General features: G+C 49.1%; 23 protein-coding genes. 8 read left to right on the forward strand and 15 right to left on the reverse strand.

The window, feature by feature from the left end; translation table 11 throughout:
* Positions 1–135: 135 nt before the first annotated feature.
* From EKK48_00645 to EKK48_00700, 12 genes are all read right to left on the reverse strand, one after another.
* On the reverse strand, positions 136–2,364 hold the full coding sequence (locus EKK48_00645) for a catalase (protein RTL45885.1): 2,229 nt from the start codon (positions 2,362–2,364) through the stop codon (positions 136–138).
* A gap of 164 nt (positions 2,365–2,528) precedes the next feature.
* Complete coding sequence (locus tag EKK48_00650) at positions 2,529–2,930, reverse strand: hypothetical protein (GenBank protein ID RTL45886.1); 402 nt, start codon at positions 2,928–2,930, stop codon at positions 2,529–2,531.
* Positions 2,931–2,956: 26 nt separating this feature from the next.
* Positions 2,957–3,934: a hypothetical protein gene (locus EKK48_00655; protein RTL45887.1), complete on the reverse strand. Its 978-nt coding sequence runs from the start codon at positions 3,932–3,934 to the stop codon at positions 2,957–2,959.
* Between the two features lie 223 nt (positions 3,935–4,157).
* Positions 4,158–4,703, reverse strand: a complete 546-nt coding sequence (locus tag EKK48_00660; protein ID RTL45888.1) for a hemerythrin domain-containing protein — start codon at positions 4,701–4,703, stop codon at positions 4,158–4,160.
* A gap of 194 nt (positions 4,704–4,897) precedes the next feature.
* Positions 4,898–5,884 carry a transaldolase gene (locus EKK48_00665; GenBank protein ID RTL45889.1) on the reverse strand — a complete coding sequence of 329 codons (987 nt, stop codon included), beginning with the start codon at positions 5,882–5,884 and terminating at the stop codon, positions 4,898–4,900.
* Between the two features lie 164 nt (positions 5,885–6,048).
* Positions 6,049–6,273 carry a hypothetical protein gene (locus EKK48_00670; protein ID RTL45890.1) on the reverse strand — a complete coding sequence of 75 codons (225 nt, stop codon included), beginning with the start codon at positions 6,271–6,273 and terminating at the stop codon, positions 6,049–6,051.
* Entirely contained in the window at positions 6,270–6,923 is a 654-nt protein-coding gene (locus tag EKK48_00675; GenBank protein ID RTL45891.1) for a hypothetical protein, read from the reverse strand. Before EKK48_00675 ends, EKK48_00670 begins: the two co-directional genes overlap by 4 nt.
* 182 nt (positions 6,924–7,105) lie before the next feature.
* Complete coding sequence (locus EKK48_00680; protein ID RTL45892.1) at positions 7,106–8,953, reverse strand: TolC family protein; 1,848 nt, start codon at positions 8,951–8,953, stop codon at positions 7,106–7,108.
* Entirely contained in the window at positions 8,953–10,059 is a 1,107-nt protein-coding gene (locus EKK48_00685; GenBank protein RTL46239.1) for an ABC transporter permease, read from the reverse strand. Before EKK48_00685 ends, EKK48_00680 begins: the two co-directional genes overlap by 1 nt.
* Before the next feature lie 23 nt (positions 10,060–10,082).
* A complete protein-coding gene (locus tag EKK48_00690; protein RTL45893.1) occupies positions 10,083–11,192 on the reverse strand; it encodes an ABC transporter permease in 1,110 nt (369 codons plus the stop codon).
* Positions 11,189–13,147, reverse strand: coding sequence for an ABC transporter ATP-binding protein (locus EKK48_00695; protein ID RTL45894.1), 1,959 nt, complete (start codon positions 13,145–13,147; stop codon positions 11,189–11,191). The genes EKK48_00690 and EKK48_00695 overlap by 4 nt, the downstream gene beginning before the upstream one ends.
* Positions 13,144–14,496 (reverse strand): HlyD family secretion protein, encoded by a 1,353-nt coding sequence (locus tag EKK48_00700; protein ID RTL45895.1) that lies wholly within the window; start codon positions 14,494–14,496, stop codon positions 13,144–13,146. Before EKK48_00700 ends, EKK48_00695 begins: the two co-directional genes overlap by 4 nt.
* Between EKK48_00700 and EKK48_00705 the strand changes: the two genes are divergently transcribed.
* The 3 genes from EKK48_00705 (at position 14,394) to EKK48_00715 (ending at position 17,088) form a co-directional block, all read left to right on the forward strand.
* Positions 14,394–15,239: a TetR/AcrR family transcriptional regulator gene (locus EKK48_00705; protein ID RTL45896.1), complete on the forward strand. Its 846-nt coding sequence runs from the start codon at positions 14,394–14,396 to the stop codon at positions 15,237–15,239. The two genes, EKK48_00700 and EKK48_00705, sit on opposite strands and share 103 nt — an antisense overlap.
* A gap of 5 nt (positions 15,240–15,244) precedes the next feature.
* Positions 15,245–16,120 (forward strand): hypothetical protein, encoded by an 876-nt coding sequence (locus tag EKK48_00710; protein ID RTL45897.1) that lies wholly within the window; start codon positions 15,245–15,247, stop codon positions 16,118–16,120.
* A gap of 107 nt (positions 16,121–16,227) precedes the next feature.
* The gene (locus EKK48_00715) at positions 16,228–17,088 is read left to right on the forward strand and encodes a DUF4239 domain-containing protein (GenBank protein RTL45898.1); all 861 of its coding nucleotides are present in this window, start codon (positions 16,228–16,230) and stop codon (positions 17,086–17,088) included.
* Here EKK48_00715 and EKK48_00720 read toward each other — a convergent pair whose 3' ends face one another.
* Positions 17,089–17,871 (reverse strand): hypothetical protein, encoded by a 783-nt coding sequence (locus EKK48_00720; GenBank protein RTL45899.1) that lies wholly within the window; start codon positions 17,869–17,871, stop codon positions 17,089–17,091.
* A 166-nt stretch (positions 17,872–18,037) separates the two neighbouring features.
* Between EKK48_00720 and EKK48_00725 the strand changes: the two genes are divergently transcribed.
* From EKK48_00725 to EKK48_00740, 4 genes are all read left to right on the forward strand, one after another.
* Positions 18,038–18,853 (forward strand): PDZ domain-containing protein, encoded by an 816-nt coding sequence (locus tag EKK48_00725; GenBank protein ID RTL45900.1) that lies wholly within the window; start codon positions 18,038–18,040, stop codon positions 18,851–18,853.
* A 63-nt stretch (positions 18,854–18,916) separates the two neighbouring features.
* Positions 18,917–19,453 (forward strand): hypothetical protein, encoded by a 537-nt coding sequence (locus EKK48_00730; protein RTL45901.1) that lies wholly within the window; start codon positions 18,917–18,919, stop codon positions 19,451–19,453.
* Positions 19,454–20,326: 873 nt separating this feature from the next.
* Complete coding sequence (locus EKK48_00735) at positions 20,327–20,551, forward strand: 4Fe-4S dicluster domain-containing protein (GenBank protein RTL45902.1); 225 nt, start codon at positions 20,327–20,329, stop codon at positions 20,549–20,551.
* Positions 20,552–20,583: 32 nt separating this feature from the next.
* Positions 20,584–21,120, forward strand: a complete 537-nt coding sequence (locus tag EKK48_00740; protein ID RTL45903.1) for a DUF2249 domain-containing protein — start codon at positions 20,584–20,586, stop codon at positions 21,118–21,120.
* A gap of 117 nt (positions 21,121–21,237) precedes the next feature.
* On the opposite strand, the gene EKK48_00745 is transcribed toward EKK48_00740, so the two are convergent.
* Positions 21,238–22,128 (reverse strand): MBL fold metallo-hydrolase, encoded by an 891-nt coding sequence (locus tag EKK48_00745; GenBank protein ID RTL45904.1) that lies wholly within the window; start codon positions 22,126–22,128, stop codon positions 21,238–21,240.
* A gap of 102 nt (positions 22,129–22,230) precedes the next feature.
* Positions 22,231–22,773: a GNAT family N-acetyltransferase gene (locus EKK48_00750; GenBank protein RTL45905.1), complete on the reverse strand. Its 543-nt coding sequence runs from the start codon at positions 22,771–22,773 to the stop codon at positions 22,231–22,233.
* A gap of 276 nt (positions 22,774–23,049) precedes the next feature.
* Between EKK48_00750 and EKK48_00755 the strand changes: the two genes are divergently transcribed.
* Positions 23,050–23,775, forward strand: a complete 726-nt coding sequence (locus tag EKK48_00755; GenBank protein RTL45906.1) for a hypothetical protein — start codon at positions 23,050–23,052, stop codon at positions 23,773–23,775.
* Positions 23,776–23,808 lie beyond the last annotated feature (33 nt).

Genomic DNA, 23,808 nt, shown 5'->3' on the forward strand with positions numbered 1-23,808 from the left:
CCATCCTCTTGCCTAGGTGCCGGCGAGACTCGGCCCCTACAGGCATGCGGAGAGTCGAGATAGAATCTCGCCCTCCGCAATGAAGAGAGTTTTTCGTGCTGTTTTGTTCCCGATCAACAAAGATGATGAAGAAGCTTAGAGCGCCGCCATTTTGGTTTTAGGCTCTCGATTCCATACACGAAGCTTCTTGCACATCGTCAAGAAATTACTCGCGTCACTGGCATCGCGCACCTGCATTACACCCTCATCTTTAGCAGTGGCTACGCCATTTTTCTCGAGCAACGGAGCAGCTTCAGTATTGAAAGCAATAAACTTCAGATGAGCATAAGCATCAGACACGAAATCTCTCGCGTTCGCGTCGGAAGCCAATTTTCGGGCTCCATCGCTCGAAGTCAAAACAGCAACGGAGTCGAATAAAACAGACGGAGTTCCATTCAGCCTGCCGTCAGCTTTTATGTGAGTACCGTCGCTTGCATCAACACCAGATATGGTTGGAGCAACAATCGCAACATCCGCGCCAATATTCTTAGCTGCATTTCGCAGAGCATTGACCAACTTCGCGTCAACACCGTCTGTAACCAGCACACCAAGTTTTCTTCCTTTGAAACTGGATGGTCCATTTTTGATGATGCTAAGCTCAGGCGATTCCGGCAGGTCAGTTTTTGCAGGATGCGCGGTGGCTGCAGCTGGCGGCAAGCTCTTCATGCCAAGCCCGGCAGCAACACGCTGCGCTAGCACTTTGTCGATATTCTCCAGGTGCCCTACCATTCGCGAGCGAATTTCGGGCTTCTCGACTTTCGATAATTCGAACGTCAACGCATCGCTGATGTGTGTCTGCTCACTTGGAGTTTGGCTAATGTAAAACTGTCTGGCCTGGCTGTAATGATCGGCAAACGATTCTGGACGCACACGCAACTTCTGCCCGCTTACCTCTTCAGGGTAAGACTTGAAACCAATTGTTGGATTCTCACGCGGTCCGCCCCACGAGTTTGGCTCGTAGTTGACCCGTCCTTTCGGATTGTTCATCGCCATGTGTCCATCCTGCTGGAAATTCATGACAGGACAGCGCGGAGCATTGATGGGCAAATGGGTGAAATTCGTTGAACCAAGACGCGACAATTGCGTGTCGAGATAGGAAAAATTTCTCAACTGCAGAAGCGGGTCGTTGGTGAAATCGATACCAGGGATGATGTTGTTCGTACAGAATGCGACCTGCTCTGTCTCCTCAAAAAAGTTATCAACTGTTTTGTTCAAAACGAGCCTGCCAACGCGCTGGACGGGTACCAGTTCTTCCGGAATAATTTTGGTCGGATCGAGCACATTGAAATCAAATTTCTTGGCAAAATCTTCATCAAAGAGCTGCATTCCCAATTCCCACTCTGGATATTGCCCTGCCTGAATTGAATTCCAGAGGTCATGGCGATGGAAATCGGGATCAGCACCGTTGATCTTCACAGCCTCATTCCAGACTACAGATTGAAGACCTTGTTTTGGTTTCCAGTGAAACTTGACGAAGGTGCTTTTGCCCTGCTCGTTGACGAGCCTGTACGTGTGCACGCCAAATCCTTCCATGAATCGGAATGATCGCGGAATGGCGCGGTCAGACATAATCCACATAATCATGTGCATAGATTCAGGTGACAACGAAATAAAGTCCCAAAAATTGTCATGCGCACTCTGAGCCTGCGGAAACCCAGTATTTGGTTCTTGCTTAACCGCATGAACCAGGTCTGGAAATTTCAGACCGTCTTGTATGAAGAAGACCGGAATGTTGTTACCGACTAAGTCCCAGTTTCCTTGTTTCGTGTAAAACTTGACCGCAAAACCTCTGACGTCGCGAGCCAGATCCATCGAACCTTTATTTCCGGCAACCGTGGAAAAGCGCACGAATACGGGTGTCCGCTCACCCGCGCGTTGGAAGACATCGGCCTTTGTGACATCAGACAAAGATTTATACGGCTCGAAATATCCATGCATGCCAAAACCTCTTGCGTGCACGACACGCTCAGGAATCCTCTCGTGATCGAAATGAAAAATCTTTTCTCGACCGACGAAATCTTCCAACAGCGTCGGACCATGCGCTCCTGCTTTCAAAGAATTCTGATCATCGGAAATCGGCACACCCTGTTGCGTAGTCATAGTAGGGATGCTACCGCCACTAACCTGATGTGTTTCATCTGATGTGCCACGCAGCGTTTTTGGATCGCCTGAAGCCTGCGTACCCTTGTCATCATACGAGACGCCCGGTGAAGAGGCTGGGTCAGACTTGGCGTAACAAAGCACGCCAGCACTGAGGTTCAATGTAGTTGCTGTGAGCAATGTTGCAATCGCGATGCGAGAACGGTTATGGAATACAGGGATCATTTTTACTTCCTTGTTAACTGAGCAGTGGATTCCGAATCGAATTGACGCACGCATACTCGAACTGGAGCTCAATAGTGTAGCCTATTATCCTACAACAGACAGCCCCAAAATGTCGACTTTAATACAACGACAACTCAACAAGAGCACGTCGATGTGCTCAGTATTTAAACAGACGAATCGTCCTCAACGTTGTCGGGTCGCAACACGACATCTGGATTATCGGCTTCACCGTCACCACTCAGAAGATCAACATGCAGAGGTTGTGTCTCAGGCAAGAGACCCTCGTCATCATCTTCATCCTCTTCGTTGCACTCATCGGCGATTCCGTCACTCCATTTCTCGTCAACCTTATTACTGACGTAAGGCATCTCGAGGTTTCCAAGCCGCGCTTCTTCGTCAGTAAAGTACGTATGCCCAACATTCTCCGGCGTTTCGCTCTTAAAGCTAACATCAGGCTCTTCTCGGTTAGTCTCAACAGTCTGAGCGCTGTCAATTTGGGTGATTGCCTGTTGTAGTGGAATGCCGCTCACATCAAGGGCTTTTCCTTTCGTTTGATTGTGTTTCATACTGAGAATTCCTTGTTCTAAACAGACTACTTCTTGCCTTTCGAAGCTGGCTTCTTCGCAGATTTGTTATTAGCACGACCGGCTGCTTTGGATTTTCCGGCGGCTTTAGTTTTTCCGGCAGCTTTAGATTTTCCGGTTGCTTTAGATTTTCCGGCGGACTTGCCCTTCGACGAAGCCTTCGACTTCGAGGAAGCAGCCTTTCCTTTGCCGCCTTTGCTCGATGCCGCTGCTTTTGCCTTGGCTCCACTTCTGGCTTTAGCACCCGTTTTTTTGGCGGAAGACCTGGCGCTGGTTTTCTTGCCGCGAGCTGAAGCAGCCTTTGCTTTCCCGCGGGTTGAAGATCCGCCCCTTGCTTTGTTTTTTACTGCCGACTTCGACTTGGATTTAGACCGCTTACTCATCGACGCAACTTCTTCCTCGATTTCCATCCTTCTCTCGAGTGCGATCTGGCCAATTTCTTCAAAATCGATTTCTGTCTCAGCCGCTTTTAGCTTCTCGAACATATCCTTCTCTTCGCGCTTTACTTGCTCTCGACAGAGCTTATGCAGAACTGCCATCTTGCCGTCGAAGTAATCGTCGGATGGCTTCATAGTCTCGAGTACATCGAGGATCATAGATGCTACATAGTTGGAAGCTTCGGCTTCAAACACTAGCTCCTGAGCTTCTTCCTTTTCGTCTTCCTTTGCTGTCTCAGGAAGCAATGGGTAATAAAGCTCTTCGACAAGTTGCGTGTGAACTTTCAATCCGGACTTGATCTGATCGAACAATTCCTGTTTCTCGTCATCCTCTTCAGACTGGCAATATTGGAAGAACAGCTCAGCGGCACGACTGTTACTCTCGTGTACCAGCTGGATTAGATCAACCTTCATAGGAGAAACTTGATCGCTATTCTCGTCGCCTTCTTCATCATCGTCGTCGTCGTCGAAATCGATTTCTTTCATCGCCTGCGGTTGCTTGTTATTGGTGGGTTTCTTTTGATTCACTTTGCTGACTGTGTATGTCATATCGATTACTCCGTTATTTTTCTAATGCAGTCGGGACGACTGCGCTCCATGCAGTCGGGACGACTGCGCTCCATGCAGTCGGGACGACTGCGCTCCATGCAGTCGGGACGACTGCGCTCCATGCAGTCGGGACGACTGCGTTCCATGGCAGTCGGGACGACTGCGTTCCATGGCAGTCGGGACGACTGCGTTCCATGGCAGTCGGGACGACTGCGCTCCATGGTTATGCTGACTTTCGGTCGCGCTGGTCTCGGTTGCCGATAACGGGGAAGGTCTCTTCGGGCAGCGGTTTGGCGCTCAGCGCGGCTTTGCGCTCTAGGAATTTTTGAGCCAGTTCATTCAAGTCGGCATCAGCATTTTTCAGCTTTTCAAAAATCTCTTCTTCTTCCTCTTCTACGTGATGCTTCACCAGTTCACACAGAACCGTTACTTTTGCATCGTAGTGATCGTCCGAAGGCTTCATACTGCCCAATTCAGCAAGCAGGAACTTGACGACGTGATGTTCCGTATCAGCCTCGTCCATCATTGACTCTGACTCTTTCTCACCGTCGCGCACTTCCGGGTAAACGATCTCTTCCTCCAACTTCGCGTGCAGACCAAGTTCATGCGAAATCTGGTCAACAATTGCCTTCTTCTCACTTTCATCTTCAGATTTGGCGAACTGGAAAAATAACTCGTCAACCTTCATGTGGTCTCGATGCAGCAGTTGCAGAATATCTTCAGATACCGGCATTTCTGGCTTACGTGCGTCTTGCTCTGTCTGATTCATTGAAATCACTCCTGTTCTTATAAATAGATTTTGTTTCGACGAAGACAGATCCGTGTCGTCATTGGTTCCTTGAAATCGGAAACAAAGACAAACGTTTTAGAATTTCTTTAGAGGGTCTCAAAAGAGAAACTGAGTGACACCGTATACAGAGTCACTCAGTTCTAAGTTCTGCGAACGCTTATACCGGCTAAGTCCTAGGCTTTAGCAGCAAGCTGGGAGAGACGACTTTCAAGATAGTTCTCTAACTCAACCAGCGCATCGCTGAATCCCTGGATTCCTTCGGCGAGTTTTTCATTAGCCATTTTGTTTTCGGCATGCATCTTGTCGAAAACGTCTTTATTCATTTCAATGCGCTGAATCGTCGACTTCTTCGAGCTTTCAGGGTCAAGCTTACGCTCTAATTTCGCGTCACTTGAATCCAACTCGCCCAGGAGCTTCGGCGAAATCGTCAGCAAATCACAGCCTGCCAGCTCGATAATTTCATCAATGTTCCTGAAGCTTGCACCCATGACCACAGTCTTATAGTCGAACTTTTTGTAGTAGTGATAAATCTCAGTGACTGATTTGACACCCGGATCCTCTGCACCTTTATAGTCTTTGCCTGTATCTTTTTTGTACCAGTCAAGAATTCGACCGACAAACGGCGAGATCAACGTGACTTTAGCTTCCGCACATGCTACAGCCTGATGAATTCCAAACAGCAGAGTCATATTGCAATGAATTCCTTCTTGCTCCAGCTTTTCAGCGGCTCTGATTCCTTCCCATGTAGAAGCGATTTTTATCAAAATACGCTCGCGTGAGATTCCCGACCCTTCGTACATCTGAATAATTTCGCGAGCCTGAGCAATAGTGGCTTCCGTATCATATGAGAGCCTGGCGTCGACTTCGGTCGAAACGCGGCCCTTGATGATCGTGAGAATCTTTCGACCAAAAGCCACCGCCAGATGCTTAAACGCATAATTTGCAGTGTCCTTCGTAGAACCTTTCGGACCAACTTCTTTCTTTGCTTGCTGCAGAACTTCATCAACTAGCGCAGAATATCCAGGCATTTTAGAAGCAGCCAAAATCAGCGACGGATTGGTTGTGCTGTCTTGCGGCTTGAATTTTGTCATCGAATCGAAATCACCAGTGTCTGCAACGACAACGGTCATCTCTCGAAGTTGCTCCAGCAATGTGCTCATGACTGCTCCTTATTTATGCTCGATTGAGCCACTAAGTATACGAACTTATGCGAATCTCTGTCCATCTTATACCTGCCTGCGCTCTGATGCGCGGCTGAGTCGCCGATAGAGCCGCCATACATGTCATGAACTAATCATGACACGAGCTAGCGAAGCACTACTCGCTACGATGCTGTATCGGCATATTTCTTCATTCGAAGCTTATCCTCAGCGTGCCATGGTGGACGAGCTGTTCGACCAGCTGATTTGGCTACAGCATAGTTGAGCATCTGCATGCGAACTAAAGCAACAAGTTTCCGCTCAAATGGTTCTGCAGCACGTTGTCTTCGCGCATCAGCCTTTGCTTTATAAATATCGTCGTTCGATCGCACACTTCGATAGTCTGTCATGAGGCGAGTTTTTGCCTCCATTTTTCCAAGAGACCGTACTTAGCGAGAATCCTTTCCAACTTCTGAGTATCGGGTGTAGTTGCCTCAAGAGCTGCTGCAATATGCGCCCAATCTTTGGCTCTACCGGCTTCGGCTTTAACAGCAAGCGCGTACTCATACGCGAATATGCGGGCATCCACATTCTCAATGATGATGTTTACAGCGTTTTCCAGAGCCTCTTCAACGAGAGGTTGATTCGCGGGCACAAGAAACTGCACATCCACGCCCCGGATGTTTATGTACAGGTCTCTTGCTTTGCATCCAAGCTCTTCCAAGCGTCTATAGATTGGACCCAAATCAACGAGAATACTTTGATTGGGAATATAGCAGAACATGTCTAAATCATCGGTTATTACCGGTTGCGCATAGTACATGATTGCCACTGAACCACCAATAGTCGCTTTCTCAATTATTCCTTCACGCTCCAACTGATTAATCAGCTCAAGAGTCGGACCGAGAATTGGGGGAATCTCTTCAAACAAGTCTTGCTCTCTCCTTTTGGGTCTGCCTCCTTTCGCTCCATTCAAACGACTAGCCGCAGCCTTAGCAGCTGATTTAGTTTCTCCCCCGAGTTTACCGAGCAATTTGGCAGCTTGCGTCGCTCTCTTCATATATCTCTCAGAACAGTTCACCTGTGGCTATTATAACCCAAGCGGTAGCTTCAGATCTTCGCCAAAATCGAACGCCAGATACCTGGTCTAGATCCCGCCTGGGCGCCGAACCACAAAATGACACTACATTCAGTGCTCAACTCGAAGAAAGATAACGGTTGAGTGACCGATATCCCGATACTCTACAGATCAGTTTTATTCAACATGCGGCCCGAAGTCAACCCGGCAATAGATATCTGACCGGTGTCGTGAAGAAGTTGAACCTGAGCGATATTGTAATCAATAATCGCTTGCGCCTTAGAAACACGTGCCTGCGTGTAGTCACGCTGCGCAGTGATGATATCGAGATTCAAGCCCAAGCCGCTTGTCTTGCGCAGCTCAGCCAAACGAAGTTCTTCTGCAGAAGAGATAACCTCGTTGGTCGCTTCAGAAATATTCCGCTCTTTGTCCAGAATCTTCAAATAAGAATTCCGCACCTGACTGCACACCGTTTGCAATTCTTTCTGTGACTGAAGAGCAGCCTGACGAGCTTCCCACTTGGCTCTGACAACTTCCATGGCATCAGTTGTAGCCAGACCCTTCAGACGCCAATTCGCATTTACCGAGAACACGCCCAGTGCGTTCACATTAGAAGGTGGACCGATTCCGTAAGCCTGTCCACTGAGAGAAACGGTCGGTTGCAGCCCCGACGTCGAGACAATAATTGCTTTTTTCGCCGCCAGGCGAAGTTGCTCATACTGCTTCAACTCAGGGCGGTGATCGATCGCCATCTGCAGCACCTGACCAACACTCAAGTGCGGATCAATCAAACGTACTTTCTGCACAACAGTGGTGGCAGGTTTCAAATCATTGCCCAGGTCGATGTTTAGAGTGTTGGACAGGGCAATGGCAGCTGACCGCCGCTCAATTTGCTGATCGACGAGAGCCTGTTTGTCGCGAGACAACTGAGTCTTCGATTGTAAGACTTCGAGATTGGTAGCAAGACCAGAGTGAAACCGAGCTTGATTGCGTCTCAACTGCTCTTCGGATGTTCTAACTGCATCGATGCGAATTTGCAGTACAGTCTCAGCCAGCACCAGGTTGTAGTAATTTTGCGCAATCGTAAGCAGCGTATCGCTGAGAGTGGCGCGCTCACCTTGTGTTCTTGCCCGGTAGGTATTGCGAGCCTGCAGAGCACCGAAAAGAACACTACCGCCGCGGTAGGCATAAAACTCACCACCGGCGTGCATGATTTCAAACGGTCGATTTACTGTAACAGTACTGTCTCGTCCACTGCTGGAAATATTGCTGGCTGCGGTTCCTAATGCTGTATTGCTCAAAGCACCGGATGAAGATGCAAAAAAGTTAAACGGTAATCCAACATGCCCTCTGGCGAAGTATTCGCTAAACCCAGCGGTTGCGTCAGGCAAAAACTTACCCAGCGCAGAGTAATACGAAAATTTGCTTTGCTTCGTTTGAGTCAGACTGATAGCAAGGTCAAGATTCCGCTCCAGTCCAATATCTAAAGCTTCCCTGAGCGTGATCGGTCTGGACGCGTCAGCATCCAGACTGAACGGATTCAGATACTCGTTGACGGAAATGAGAGATTCCAGACGAGGGGCGCTGATGGCGATATCGTCACCAGATGCAGTACCATCACCAGTCGTCGATGCCGGTGTAGGAAGTCCTCCGTTTGGCGCGCCCATAGCAGCAGCCGTGTCAGCCCTCGATGCGCCTGTAGCAGCTGGCGCGGGCGGCTGGTATTTTTTTGTTTTCTTCAAACCAGCGCGATGCTCGTTGAAATCAGATTCAACACTTGCAGCCGCCGGTTTTCTCAAGACAGCAGACGGATCGGCAGAGCTTACAGGCGAGGCCGGCTGAGGCGGTCTGAGCTGCACACTATCTTCAGCATAGACAGGCACGTTTCCAAGAAGCGATAGACTGGTCGCTCCGAAGACCAAAACACGCAGCAGCTGAGGATTCCTAACCATGACACAATCATACCAACCGGTATGATTAAGTTCAATGATTTTGCAGTCTTTAGTTAACATTATCCGAGTTGTTTCCTGAAACGGCTGGCGCTAAACGAGAGCAAGACGGTGGCAAATAACAGCAAAATGGCCAGGTCCTTCCAGATCACATCTAAACCAACACCCTTCATGAGAATGTTGCGAACGCACTGAATGTAATACCGCAAGGGGTTAAGGTAAGTGAGCAACCTGAAAAAATCAGGCATACTTTCAATTGGTGAAAGCGCCCCGCTTAACTGAATGAGCGGCAGATTAAAGAAGAAGGAAGTGAGAATAGCCTGGCGTTGATTTTTTGAAATAGTGGCAAGAATAATGCCAATCGAAATGACAACAAAAATATAAATGTTCGAGGCGAACATATAAATGAAAAAATCACCTCTAAACGGCACCTGAAAAACAAGGCGCCCCAGACTGACAGCAATAAGCACAGAGCCATTCAACATCACGAGCAGCGGCACGATCTTGGCGACGAGAATTTCCCAGGACTCTGCAGGCGTCATGAGCAATTGCTCCAGAGTTCCGGAATCCTTTTCTTTGACGAGCGTCACCGAAGATACGAGCGTGCCGGTCAAAGTCAGCACCAGCCCAAGCACACCGGGAATGAAAAACCAGGAAGAGACCAGCCCCGGATTGTACACATAAGTGACATCCGCTTTAACTGGCGGCTCTTTGCCCGGTCGCAACAAATTAGAGAACATGAGCAACATCTGGGTGGAATAGCCCTGTGCGATGCCGGCGGTGTTCGCATCAACCGCATCGAGAATCACTTGCAGACCAGCCGGGCGCGACTGGCTGATGCGCCGGTCGAAGTCGGGCGGAATTACCAATCCCGCATCAAGCTTACCTCGCTCGATCGCTCTGGTGAGCGCACGCAAATCGTCTGCAACTGGCTCGATTTTGAAGACACGATTTTCTACCATGGCAGAAATCAGCTCTCTGCTTTTGTACGTCTTCGCTTCATCGACGACACCCATACGCAAATACTGAACGTCTGGATTAAGAGCGGCACCGTAAAGACAGATTTGCACAATGGGAGGAAACATCAACAAAAACAGCTGCTGCTGGTCTCGAAGAATTTGTTTGGTTTCCTTGACGATGAGCGCACACAAGCGCTCACCGAAAATCATGCTCACCAATCGTCTCGAAAGTTTCATACGTTCAACTGCATCTTGCTGAGGTTCTTACGAGCGATGTTAAAAAAGAAGATTGCACCAACAGCCAGAAATACCGGTAAATACCAGTCGTAGACCCAGCCTGCGCCGCGCACGAATGTGTCGCGAGATAGTTGCACAAACCATCGCGCCGGAACAAAAACGGTGACATAAGAAAGCGGATAGACAATGTTTCTGACGGGATAGAGATAACCAGAAAGCAAGAGGGCGGTCGTAAATCCACCGGTCGCCACTGCTTGCACCGCTGCGCTCTGAGTATTTGTCCTCGTGCCAATCATCGTGCCGAAAGAAACTGCGCTGAGAATGAAAAGAAGCGCTCCGACAATGTAAGGCGTTGGATCGCCGACAATGCTAATACCGAAACAAAACATGGAAACGATGATAAGAAAGAGAGCTTCCAGCACACCAACAACCATGTATGCCAGAATTTTGCCACCGACGAACTCGAGCGCTGTGATGCTCGATGCATAAACTTGCAAGATGGTACCCGACTCCTTTTCACGCACCATAGCCAGTGCGGCAAGCAGCGATGGATAAATCCACAGGCACACGGCGAGGGCGCCGGGCACTACATAAAGACTCTCTTTCCGCCCGGGATTGAACCACAATCGAATATCCGAATCGAAAACCGGATTACTGTCGTCGACCAGCCGATTGTCAGTCATGAATCGATTGGTAGTAGCCAGGATGCTGTTCTTAATAACGCGAGCGTTATTTACATCGGTAGCATCTACCAGAACTTGAAAATGTGCCTGTCGACCACTTGTAAGAGTTCGAGAAAACTCCGGCGGAATGATCAGCGCCGCTTTGGCGCGACCTTTATCCAGAGCATCTTCGAGAGGATGGTCGCCGTGCCAGGCATGTGCAGCAAACTGAGCGTTGTTGTAAATTCTATCGATTAAATCGGCACTCAGGGTTCCTCTATCGAAATTTTGAACGACGAGAGGAATATCTTTAATTTCCAGACGCACGCCGTAACCAAACAGCAACAGGCTGAGCAAGGGAAGAAAAAATGCCAGCGCAACGGTCAGCTTGTCACGCCCGAACTGTCTCAATTCCTTTCTGCACTGCGCGAGAAGTTTTTTCATTTCCCCTCTCTTTCGCTCGCACGCTGCACAATGCCGATAAAGGCATCTTCAAGGGAATAACCAATGTCGCGATACCGAACCACACTGATACCAGCACTTTGAAGCCGGCTGAGAATAACCGGCAACTCCTTCTCAGGCTCATCAAGCGCCACATGAAGCGCATCTGCAAAAATAGCGACTTTCCAGGCTTCGACTCTCTCGCGAATCACACGCGCCGCTTCTTGAGTATTGTCGACCGTGATCTCGACCAACTTTCCGGGCTGCTCTTTTTTGATTTCAGTCGGAGAACCCTGCGCCACGATTTCGCCAGCCACCATGAACGCGAGATTTTGACAATGCTCCGCTTCCTCGAGAAAGTGAGTGGTGACAAGCACAGCAGTGCCATTGCGAGCAAACTGACGTATATAGCGCCACAGTTGACGTCGCGCCAAAGGGTCGACGCCCGAAGTCGGTTCATCCAAAAACAAAATCTCAGGCTGGTGCATTACCGAAGCGGCAAACGAAAGACGCTGCTTCCAGCCGCCAGGCAAAGACTTTGTGAGCATCTTCTCCTGCCCTTTCAGCCCACAGCTTTCGAGGGCCCAATCGATTTTTTCGCGCCACTGATTATGCGGAACCTCATAGACACCACAGTAGAAATCCAGGTTCTCTTTAACGCTCAAGTCATCGTAAAGTGTGAATTTCTGACTCATATAGCCAATGCGTTTTCGCAGAGCAGAACTGCGCAAATCACTCTTAGCTCCAGCAAGAACCATCTCGCCATGACTTGGTGTTAGCAGCCCGCACAACATTTTAATCGTCGTGGTTTTACCGGCACCATTTGCGCCCAGCAAGCCAAATATTTCACCGTAACCCACCTTCAAGCTAACTGACTTGACTGCCTGGAAGTCGCCAAATCGGATACCGATTTTCTCTGCGCCAATAGCCACTTTGCCTTTTGCCGCCCCGGAATCTGACCGCTGCCCGAACTTATAAACTGCATCTTTTTGTTGACCCTGCGGAGACGAACGCAACGTGCTAACAAAAACATTTTCAAGGCTGGGCTCCGATACATTTATCTGAACATCAGTATCGCCTTGCTGCCGCGCAAGCTCAGAAATAAAATCTTTTCCGCTATCGACGTCTGGAGTCAAAATATCCAGTCTGTCTCCAAATTCCTGCACGTCGGAAACGACAGCAGCTTTATCTGGAGCGTTGGTCAAAGCGGACTCAATTTTGCCTAGCTCTTTGGAATGAACCTCCAGACGATGCATTCCAAGATTGGCAATCAAGTCGCGCGGAGTTCCCAGTTGTTTGATCAGTCCGTCATTTATCAGGGCAACGCGATTACATCTTTCGGCTTCATCAAGATACGGAGTGGCAACTGCTGTAGTTACACCTTCTGCAGCCACCTCGGCGAGCACATCCCAAAACTCGCGCCTGGAAACAGGGTCGACACCTGTAGTCGGTTCATCCAGAAGCAAAATCTCCGGAGCCGAAACGAGCGCGCAGCATAGTGCCAATTTCTGCTTCATTCCGCCGGAAAGTTGCCCCGCCATACGAGAACGGAATTTATACAAATCCATCAAGCGCAAGTATCGATTGCTGCGCTCTTTGAACTGCGCATCAGAAACTTCACGAACACCGGCGCTGTAAACCAAATTCTCTTCGATGCTCAAATCAAGATGCAGGGAAAACTGCTGCGTCAAATAACCAATCTTTTTACGAGCCAGACGAGGTGTTTGACCGAGAATATTGATATCGCCTGAGGTGGCGTCCATGACTCCGCCCAGCACATGAAAAGTGCTGGTTTTACCGGCGCCGTCTGGTCCAATCAAACCAAAAATTTCACCGCGGTCGATTGAAAAGGAAATACCCTTAACGGCTTCAAAATCGCCGTAATTTTTTGTAAGGTTTTTGACTTCAATGACTAACGAAGTTGATTTATTTTCTGCAGGTATAACCGCACTGGTCAACTGTTTTTTGCTCCCGAAGACGGACTGATGTCGATGTCTGCGTCAGCAGGCATACCTGGTTTGGCAAAGTTATCGGGATTATCAATCAAAATCTTGATTCCAAAAACTTGCTTGACTCGGTCTTCTTTGAAATAAATATTCTCAGGAGTGAAACTAGCGGTAGGATCGATTTCGATGACCTTGCCGTGAACCTCCTTCTTAGGCTCCGAATCGTAGTAGATCAACGCCGCTTGATTGACTCGCACTTTCGGAGCTTGATTATCAGGCACGTAAGCGCGCATGAAAATCGTGTCGAGATTGATCAATGAAATAACAGTTTGCCCAGCAGCGACGACCGCTCCCGGTTCAACCGTACGTGCTGTAACGATGCCCCTGATCGGGCTCCGTATCGTCAAATAATCGATGTTCGACTGAATCTCATCAATCGATGCCTTCGCGTTATGCAACTCGAGTTTTGCTCTCGCAACTGCAGCCTCATTCTGCGCAACAGTCTTGACGTTTGATTGCTGCTGACTGAATCTGATCGGCGGATTCAGCGCATTACTTTTCGCCTGGGTAAAAGCAGCCTGGGCGGCGGCGATCTGTTTTGCGGCCGATGCTACCGCTGCTTTGCGTGCGTTCAGGGTAGCGCCTGCAGACTTGAACGTGCTGTGCGCCTGGTCAGCTTCGTCTTGAGTGACGGCACCTTGCACCACCAACTCGTCATATCTTTTGATTCTGATTTTCGCCAGCTCATACTCAGCCTTTGCCTGGGCTTCCTGCGCCTCAGCCTGAGCGTATTCCGCTTGCTGAGCAGCTACATTCGCCTGCGCTTGCTGAATACGTCCCTGCGCATCAACTTTCGCCTGACTGACATTCAATTTAGCCTGCTCAACTTGCTCTTGCGATGCCGCAAGCTGAGCTTCTGCTTCTTTGATGGATTCCTCAGCTTGCGCGTATCTTGCTTTTGCACCACGCAGCTGAGCTTGTATGTCTTCATCACTGAACTTGACTAAAAGCTGCCCGCGCTCAACTAATTCGCCTTCTCGACTCGAAATCGACTCCACACGCCCGGCGATTTTTGCTCCGACATTGGTTTCATAACCCTCGAGCCTGCCGCTTACACGCAGCCATCCAGGCTTTCCTTCCGGCTTGTTTCGCAATAAGAAGAATGTTACGACTCCAGCGATAACAAGCAATATGACAACGATACGTGCGATCTTCTTAATGTTCTTCGGACCATGCCCATTGCCGTTGCCGTTTCCAGATGGCGGAGAGCCGCCTCTCTGACTCGACAATTGAGAGGTCGGCGCTACTGAGTTGCCGCCGCCGCCCTGCCCTGCCGAAACTGATTCATTGGTGCTGTCCATGCAAATTTCCTGAAGTTGAGGTATTATCTTACCATACCGATCGGTATGACACGAGTCTCATGAAGAAAACAAACTCTGCTCGCGAAAAAGCTTCACCAAAATCTCGACGCGAAATAAAAAAATTCTGGACCGAAGAAGGCGAACTAGAGCTTTCAGAGGTTTCGCGCAAGAAGCGTTCTCAAATTGTTGAGGCAGCGCTCGAAACGTTCCTTGAGCTGGGATACGAAGGCGCCAGTATGAACCTGGTAGCAGAGCGCGCCGGTGTGATTAAGCAAACTATCTATAGTCACTTTCAAGATAAGCAATCACTTTTTAAGGAAGTAATCGCATCGCTTACGGTCGATTATGTCCAGAACGCCTTGAAAAAACCGGAGCTATCAAATCAGCCACTACCGGCAGTGCTGAGAAAAATCGCAGAGACAATTATGGCAAGGCATGAGGACCCACAGCATATCAGGTTCGTGCGCACCATGATTGGAGAAGCTGAACGATTTCCCGAGCTAGCCAAGCTTTTCACAGACGCCACGGTGCGACCGGTTCTAGCGCTCATCGTTTCACGGATCGATAACCAAAAAGATTACAAGTTCGAAGATCCGGAAGCCTTTGCTCGAGTATTCATCGGCACGATAGTAAATCACTGTTTGCAGCAGCATATCCTGCATGGTCGAGATTTGCTGCCGTTCAAGGCGTGCCGGATGGTCGACGAGCTTGTCGCCATAGTCGAACTGCACCGGCAGCGGTGACGCGAGTGAAGACGCGGTTCAGAATCATTTTTGGCGCATCAATTGCACTTGTACTAATTCTGTCACTCGCTTTTAAACTGTATGCATCGAGCACGGCATCGCAGCTTTCTGGGGTTGTCGCCCTTGTTTCCAAAGGACGTGCAATTGAACCATTTCTAGAAACCCCCGGTACATCGTTTGTCGAAGCCCATTTTTACCTTCCGGAGGGACTCGCTGATGATGTAATTTTCGGCATCGATCAAGAACTAATCGAAGGCGTAGACAAACCGCTCTATATCAAAGGTGGCGATTGGATGGGCTTAGTAGGCTTGCAGCGTAACGGCGCCGTTTGGATAGCAGGGGGAACCGATGAAACTATGCAAGGTAAACCAAGTCGCGATCGAGCCTGGAAAATACAAAATCTTGGTCAGCCTCTGGAACCAAAGACATGGTACCGAATGCGATGCGAATCAGATTTTGGCAAGCGAACATTCAAAAGGCTGAAAATCGATGGACCAGGTTTACATAAAACCCTGATGCTCAATGACCTTAGGTTAGATTATCCAAACTACATGCCCTTCGACGCCAGGTCCATGTCTTATTATGTTTTCGCCATGAGAGGTCGAAGCATGATGAAGACCCGCGGCACCCCTCTTGTCTACTTTGATGACGTGACAGGCGGCATCGAGCGAAACGGCAAAGACACAGTAGTCTTTCAAAGCGGTTTCGAAGATCAATCAATTGTTGAAAAACAGCCAATCAGCTTACCTGTCATTAAGCTTTCAAACTATCGACAGAAACACTTTTATTTGGAGCGCGAAGAATCACAGTTCAGGACCGAGAAAGCCCCATTTGCTTTATCCGGGCAATTCGTCGGCGTGGCAGACGTAGATTTACACTGAGCGATGACGCTCCACCAATCGCCTGCTTGTGCTGCTCATGCTGTATCATCCTATGAAGTCTGAGCGGTAATGCACAGACTTCCGTCAAATAAAGAGCGGAGAGATCCTTGGGAATCGACATCTTAGTCGGAATATTCGCCATAACGGCAGTCGTCTTTTCCTCAGTCGGCGGACTGCTTGGAATCCGCAAATGGCTGCAATCTGCGGATCTTAAACACCACCACGACGTCACCGACCCTCTCTCTCAAACTGTGGGCATGATGTTCGCAGTGCTGCTCGGATTCATGATCAGCAACGCCATGGGACGCTTCGAGCTAGCGCGGTCTACAGTGCAGCAAGAAGCAGCCTCACTTGCTGACGTGTTCAATTTTGCAGAAGGTCTTCAGAAAGCTGACAGAAAAGAGATTCGCAGACTTTGCATTCGCTATGCCGACCAACTCACGACTATTGAGTGGCCGTTGCTCAGCAATCATACAGTCAGCGTTCCAACCATCAGAACTTATCGATCAATCTGGGAACAGTGCACAGGTTACAAACCGAAAAACCAGATGGAAAGCAACGCCCATCAAGCCATGTTAGCTGCGTTAGTAAAGATGAGCGATGCGCGTCGCCTCCGAATCGAGGCACTACACAACGGTTTGCCACAGGCTCTCTGGTGGGTTCTGGTTCTGGGCGGACTGGCCACGATGACTTTTACGTACTTTTTCGGCGCACAAAATACAAGACTGCAAGTAATCATGACGGCCATAGTGACACTTGTGATCAGCTTGAATATTTTCCTTCTCTACGCCTTCGACGATCCTTTTGAAGGCGACGTAATGGTTCGTCCAACAGCTTTTGAGACTGACTTGATGATGTTCAAGAAGCAGTGGAATGTCAGCGAAGACGGCGAGGAGCTGGAAGAACCTGCTCCAGTCAATGACGCCGGCAAACAAAATGCGACAAATGAAGCCGCAGGGAAACAATAATTACGGTGCGGTTTTGAGTAACAACCAATTGCTCTGACGATTTGTCAGCGAGCGATCCAATCCGATTCTAACAACATCGTGATTTGATGCCGCTCGATACCAACCTTCATCCCACGCGCCCATATCACAATAGAGCGCCTCTTTCATTCCAAGTTCAACAAGATCTTTGTTGAACACGTCGAAAGAAATCGGCCTGTCGCTCTCGACGACACCGAATGTGTTTTTCGTAGTCTGAAACACCGCTCGCCGTTGAAACTTGCTCTTGTCTCTAAAGGAGGCGGGTTTGCATTCATGCACTATCAAAAATTGCTGAAACAAGGAACCTTTCGAACCTCGAACCGATTCAAGCATTTTCTCTGTGAGCAATTTCCCTTTATCAGTGGAGAGCAGTTGCCCCTTTCCACCGCGAATCACCATGGCACCCCCCAGTTCCTGATTAGGGCTAACGCCTTCACCAATCACGCCCTTGCTGATATAGACTCCATCGACTTTATTTTCGGAGGTAGTAAATGCAGCCGGTATGCACAGATAGATATCAGCACGTTTTTCAGATGGACGCGAGACAACAAAATCGAAATGCAATTTGCCTTGCGGAAATAATGTATAGACGACTCCACTGGTGGACTTGACTTTCTTTGGCTGCAACGGCTCTTTATTGGCGGCCGAGACAGGTTGAGTAGCGGAGCCAGGTTGAGTGGCGGAGCCAGGTTGAGCGGCAGAGCCCGATTGAGCCGCGGACAAACTGGCGATAACCAGCATAGACAAAGCGGAAACGCGAAACATGCAAGACTTCACAGCGGCACTCCTAATTCCATCTGGTAAAAGGTTACTCCATATGTCGGGCGAGCATACTGGGCACTCCTCACCGACTTCACAGAATCTCGACAATTAACTAACATAATGAGATTCGGATGCCTTTCTCGGTGCTCTAACTCAATCCGAGGGACGAATGTTTGAGATTAACAGCAGAACCAGACTGAGTGCTTTTGCGAGCGCCTTTGTCATTTCACTGCCCTGGCTGGCGGCGCAGGGCGCTCTGGCAGATGACAGCGTGGAATTGAAATCAATTACGCCTCAAGTTGATTCTTCGACACCTCCTCCACAAACCACTCCGACCGAAGACGAGAACTCGCGGCCCATGAAGCTGCATAAGCTGGAAGCAAGCAAGAGGGTTCGTCTCGACGATGGAAACACCCAAAACGATCAATCGCCTACTGTTCCAGTCGATGATATTCCAGTCGACCAGGCGGACGCGGGACAAGTCAAAAAAACAACGAAACACATATACATCAACACTTACACGATGCACGCGACCATCCCGAGCACCGTCATCCAAGATCCATTCACGCTCATGAGGGCTTTGCTCGGCACGCGCAGCAAAGACTATGAGAAGTTGTACGCCGAGCGTGATACCGGATACGGTGTGTGCGGTTTCTTGATGAATGTGCCAACCAACAAGCGCGGCTATGCTCTGATACTGAAATGCTTCCCGAGTATGCCTGCAGCCCAAGCCGATCTGCAACCTGGTGATTTGATTACCTCAGTAAATGGACAGTCGACGCTTGAACTTCCGCCCCAGGAAGTCTGGGATTATTTCACCGGTATGCCAGGAACTGAGGTCAAAATCGATGTGCTACGCCATAATCAACCTATCAGCGTAGTACTCAAACGCATGGATATTGGACACATTCCCGACTTCGCCACCAGAGCCGAATTTTTAACGCTGTTAAAACACAACGGTATGAGCAGATTTGTGCAAAGATAATCAGATGTTTGGAACTAAATTTATTGGTTCGAAGTCAGTGTGACCGGCAATCTTGAGAACTCAATGCTCACTAAATCTGCGCCAATAATTGCCCTTCTAGCCTTCACGTCATGCACATCTCTCGCTCTTTCTCCAGCCTGGAGTTCCGAAACGCGGGAGGAAGTGATAGAGGCATTGCGTGCAACTGAGCTCCCGAGTGGGTCCATGGACGACCTCTCGGATGAGAAGCTAAGCGAAGTAGCGCTGAAGTCAAAAACGGTCGAAGCTAAACGCAATACTTACGCACGAGCGCTTGAACTTTATATAGAACGAATCGGCGCGGGGAAAGATGTCGATCAGGCACTGATTGACTACGAACGAGCCGAAATAGCCCTGGCGGCTGAGTGGAAAACAACGCGTCAAGTCCTGGAAGTTATCAAAAAACAGGACAAACTTGCGCACGAATGGAAGCGCTACAGAACACTCCACCCGGAACTGCAAAGTGCCAACCACCATAATCACGGGCGTCCAGGCAACCACGATTCATCTAAGAACGCCGACCAGAATTCAGTCAAGAACACCGATCACGTACCAATTAAAAACGCTGACCATCACTCTTAGAACACAACCGATCAGAACACAACCGATCATCGAGAGAACAACAGGACCACGCAAGCGCGAGCAATATATTCTTCAGAGCAAGTTTCTCAACTCATCCGCGCAAACGACTCTGTAGTGCTCGATTCGCGACTACACATATTCATCACATTGAGCATGTAGGATGCAACCATCAAGTTCTTGATGAGGAGTCCCATGACTGCGCAGATTGACCTGAGATCACGCAATGAAAGACCACTTCTGCAAGAGCGCACTCGAGATCACGTGCCCCACTCACTGCGCCGGATGCAGTCTAGAGGCTTGGTTTCTATGGTTTTTGACAACACTTTGCTGAGCTTAAGGTTCTGTTTTGACAGATTTGCAGATGCAATGGCAGTTCTTATGGCTGGAATATTGACACCGAAACAAGCTCGGTCAGTCAGCATCTATTTGACCGCTTTTCTGATCGCGATCTTGATGCTCGTCTTCTGCCGAGAACTAAATTTGTACTGCTTTCGCTCTGTGGCTAGAAACGAGAGTGCCTCTGCACCTCGGGTGCGCCTTGAGAACTCCATGCTTTCCAAGATTCAAAACAATTCAGCCCTCTGATTGAGAAGCGCCGACTCAGACAGCGCATCAACTGCCGTCCTGTCCTGAATAGGCGCGACAAGCCATTGCCAGCGCTAATGCGCCACTATATTCGATACCACAATCGATCCCCTTCAGAACCTGGACCTCGTGAAAAGCCAGGGCACGTAAAAACAGCTACCAATAACCCTTCCCAAGATTGAGAATCATTCTCACACACACCAATAAGCTTTCAAAACTTGCCACTTTTTGGGCCCACATTTCGATCAACACGCTAGAATGGTTACGGGTTAATTGAGGAGGCATGTCATGTCATACACTATCGTTTCTGACGTTTGCGAAGGAGTCGGCGATTGCGTTCCTGTCTGTCCAGTTGAGTGTATTCACTGGGTAGACGGAAAAACCAATGCTAAAGGAACCAAATATCCTTACATCGATGATGCAACTTGCATCGACTGCGGCGCATGTTTATCAGCCTGTCCAGTTGAAGGCGCTATTTTGGACGAGTGGAAGCCAGAACTTCAAAAGCCATAGTTTAGGCCTGCGAAGCCCTTCCTAACTATCAAATGAATGGCGATACCAAACTTTCTGTAGCCCTGGCTAGCAATCCCGCTGTACTGGATTACGTCATCAGTTTGAATCCCCATGACTTTGAGAGACTTCGGAATCCCTTGATGCGAAAAGTAATGCCGGTGCGCATTACTCTTCGAAGAATTGCGAACATGGCAGGCATTCCAGAGCAAGAGCTGCTGGATAACATTAACCGCCTGGCTGGTGAACCACTAGAGGTTGTCGATCCCGATCGAGCACCTGTAAAGGTTTCTACTAGCCAGGCTCCTGTTTGGATGCAAGGGGTTGATGACAGCCAGATTGTCTGGGTTGACGTACTGAAAGGCGATGAGCGGCTAGATGATCCGATGCCACCCATCAACACAGCAGTAAACACCATGAAATCCGGCGGCGTCATTGGCATTAAGCACAAGTGGGAACCGCAACCACTTTTTGACATTTGGGACTTGCGTGGACTTGATTACTGGACGAAGCAAGTATCGGCCGACGAGTGGCACATCTACGTCCACAAGCCGCATGAGCACTCGATTTAGCAGTCAAGATTATTGACCAATGCAACTGACTCGCAAGTTCGTCATATTCGTAACGTGACGAATTCGGCCCAACTGCGAATGAGTTTCAATAACGATTTTGCGACAGCTTTTCGCGCTCTAAACCAGAGACGCCAGAACTTTTTCAGTGCGTGCGTGTGCGTTCAGTGTGTCTTCTGATAAAGGCAAAAATTCATATTTTTTAGAGCTGTTCAGCGCTACGTGACCCCACGGAACATCAAGCTCATGATCGAACACTACTAACCATTTTTCAGCAGCAGCCTGCGCCAACCACTTGCTTTTCTCATCACACGAATGCAACGGGAAGTGGTCGTAACCCATCACCCACGGCGGCATGACATGACTCTTGGTTGGCATCAAGTCGGCAAAGAAAACACCTTTACTACCCTTCGACTCAAAATAGACAATCTGGTGATGGCTCGTGTGCCCGCCAGTCAGTTTTGCCCAGACGCCCGGAACAACCTCAGTGTCGCCATCCATAAATACGATCTGATCGTGCGCGTGCAACGGCTCGTAGTCGTCGGCGCGATAACTGGCTCGCGCTCTAGCATTTGCCTTATGAGCAAATTCCCACTCACCCTTCTGCACATAATATTTTGCGTTTGGAAAAGTCGGAACTAGCTTATCGCCCTCGAACCTTGTAGCGCCGCCGGCGTGATCAAAATGCAGATGCGAAATGATTACGGCATCTACTTCGTCGTTGCGCACACCGATAGGCTTGAGCATCTCAGCGGGTTCTACCAGACTATGCAACTCATAGCGCTCACGCTCTTTGTCGTTCCAGCGATCGCCCATGCCGGTCTCGACAAGCACTTTGTGTGAGCCGGTGTCAATGAGCAATAAATTGCAAGTCATCAAAATTCGATTCATATCATCAGCAGGAGAAACTTTGTTCCAGAGGACCTTTGGCACAACACCAAACATGGCGCCGCCGTCTAGTTTCATAGTGCACTCGCGCACAATGGAAATTTCAAAGTCTCCGAATTTCATAGAATCTCCTGCATGCAAGCAGCCCGGCTTGCCCGTTCTGCTTCTCCGGAACGCTGTCACACAATTAACCTGTGCAGCGCCGGGCTGACTAACATTCTAAGTTTACACCGAGACCAACGGCTTTCTGATTTCACGGAAATGCGGATTCTCAATCTTCACTCGTTGCAATCCGCATTCGAAGGCCATTGAAACTCCGGTGAGACGATATCCCAGGCTCAAATACCAGTTGAGCAGTTCGTCTCTACCAGACAAGACGGTCATGGAGGCTGTCTTGCAGTAAAATTCCTCAATCGCGAACGATTCGGCCTTCTGGACAAGCCTTCTGCCCAATCCGATGTTTTGGTAGTCGGGATTCACAGCAAGAAGCCCAATTGAAGCCTCATCACCGAGCTTCTCGACCTTAACACAGCCAATAATTTTACCGTCAGACTCAACTAAAAGAATCTCACTACCTTCTTTCTGAATAATACTGATCACTTCATCACTATTGATTCTGGGTCCCTCGACAAGGTGCGATTCGTTCTTCCAATCAACAGTCGCTTTGCCACCGCGATACGCCAATTGCACGAGTTCAGTAATCTCATCGGCATCGGTGGCTCTCGCTATGCGAAAGCTCAATTTAACAGGCTCGATTTTACTAGACATAAATTACTCCAAAAAGAAAGACCGCATCTGCTAACAGCCTGCGGTCAGTATTAATTCAGCGTTGTTCGAATATCTCGATGCTAAAAAACACGACAGCAGAGCCTGAGGGCTGGAGACCAGCGCCACCAAACGGAAGCTCTTTGTGTGTAATGCAAGGACATTCGTCACCTATCGAGACCGGAACATTTTAAAACGCAGCGGCACCAATCGCACCGAAGATTGCCGATCATTAACCGTTGCATGAAAAATCCCGGGCGTTGACAAAGATAGCGCGTCATGACGACGACGAAGAAAATAATCGGCATGGAACTTCTAAGACGCCCGCTCGGTCTAATTCGCAAGCGTTCGGTGAATGACAGCATCGCCAATATCAAGTCTACTGTCGACGCATGTCAAAGGACGAGCTGGTCTCAAGACAGCGCCACAACGAACAACCGAGCGAACGTGTCGAACCAAATTGTTGATAGGAAGGTTATACCTACAATGCAGATGAGCGCCCGGGACAAAGCAGAAAAGAAAGCCGAAGCAAAACAACTGAAGCTTTGTATCGAGTTCATTCTTGAAGAATGTCGCATGATTCTTCCTGGCATTCAGGCACTGTTCGGCTTTCAACTAATAGCGGTATTTAACGAGCGTTTCAACCAATTGGCAATCTTCGACAAGGAAGTGCACCTCGCGGCAATCTTCTTCACAGTTACTTCAGTCGGGCTATTGATGGGACCCGCTGCCTACCATCGCCTTACATCACCGCACAGCATGCCGCCAGCACTCTGCTCAATAGGAACACGATTGGTTTGCACCGGTATGGCTATGCTGATGATCTCCATATCGCTCGACATTTATCTAGTTACAAATATGATACTGGAGAGCAAGTACGCAGGCATCATATGTGGTGCCATCGTGTTGATATTCTTCTCCACGGTCTGGTACGTCTATCCATTAATAAGCAAACACGAACATCGACACAAAAATGAAGGGGTATCGACCCCCGTGGCGCTTTGATCCACTCTCGCGGCACCTGGCTTAACTCCGGCG

Source organism: Candidatus Melainabacteria bacterium (assembly GCA_003963305.1).
Lineage (GTDB): Bacteria > Cyanobacteriota > Vampirovibrionia > Obscuribacterales > Obscuribacteraceae > PALSA-1081.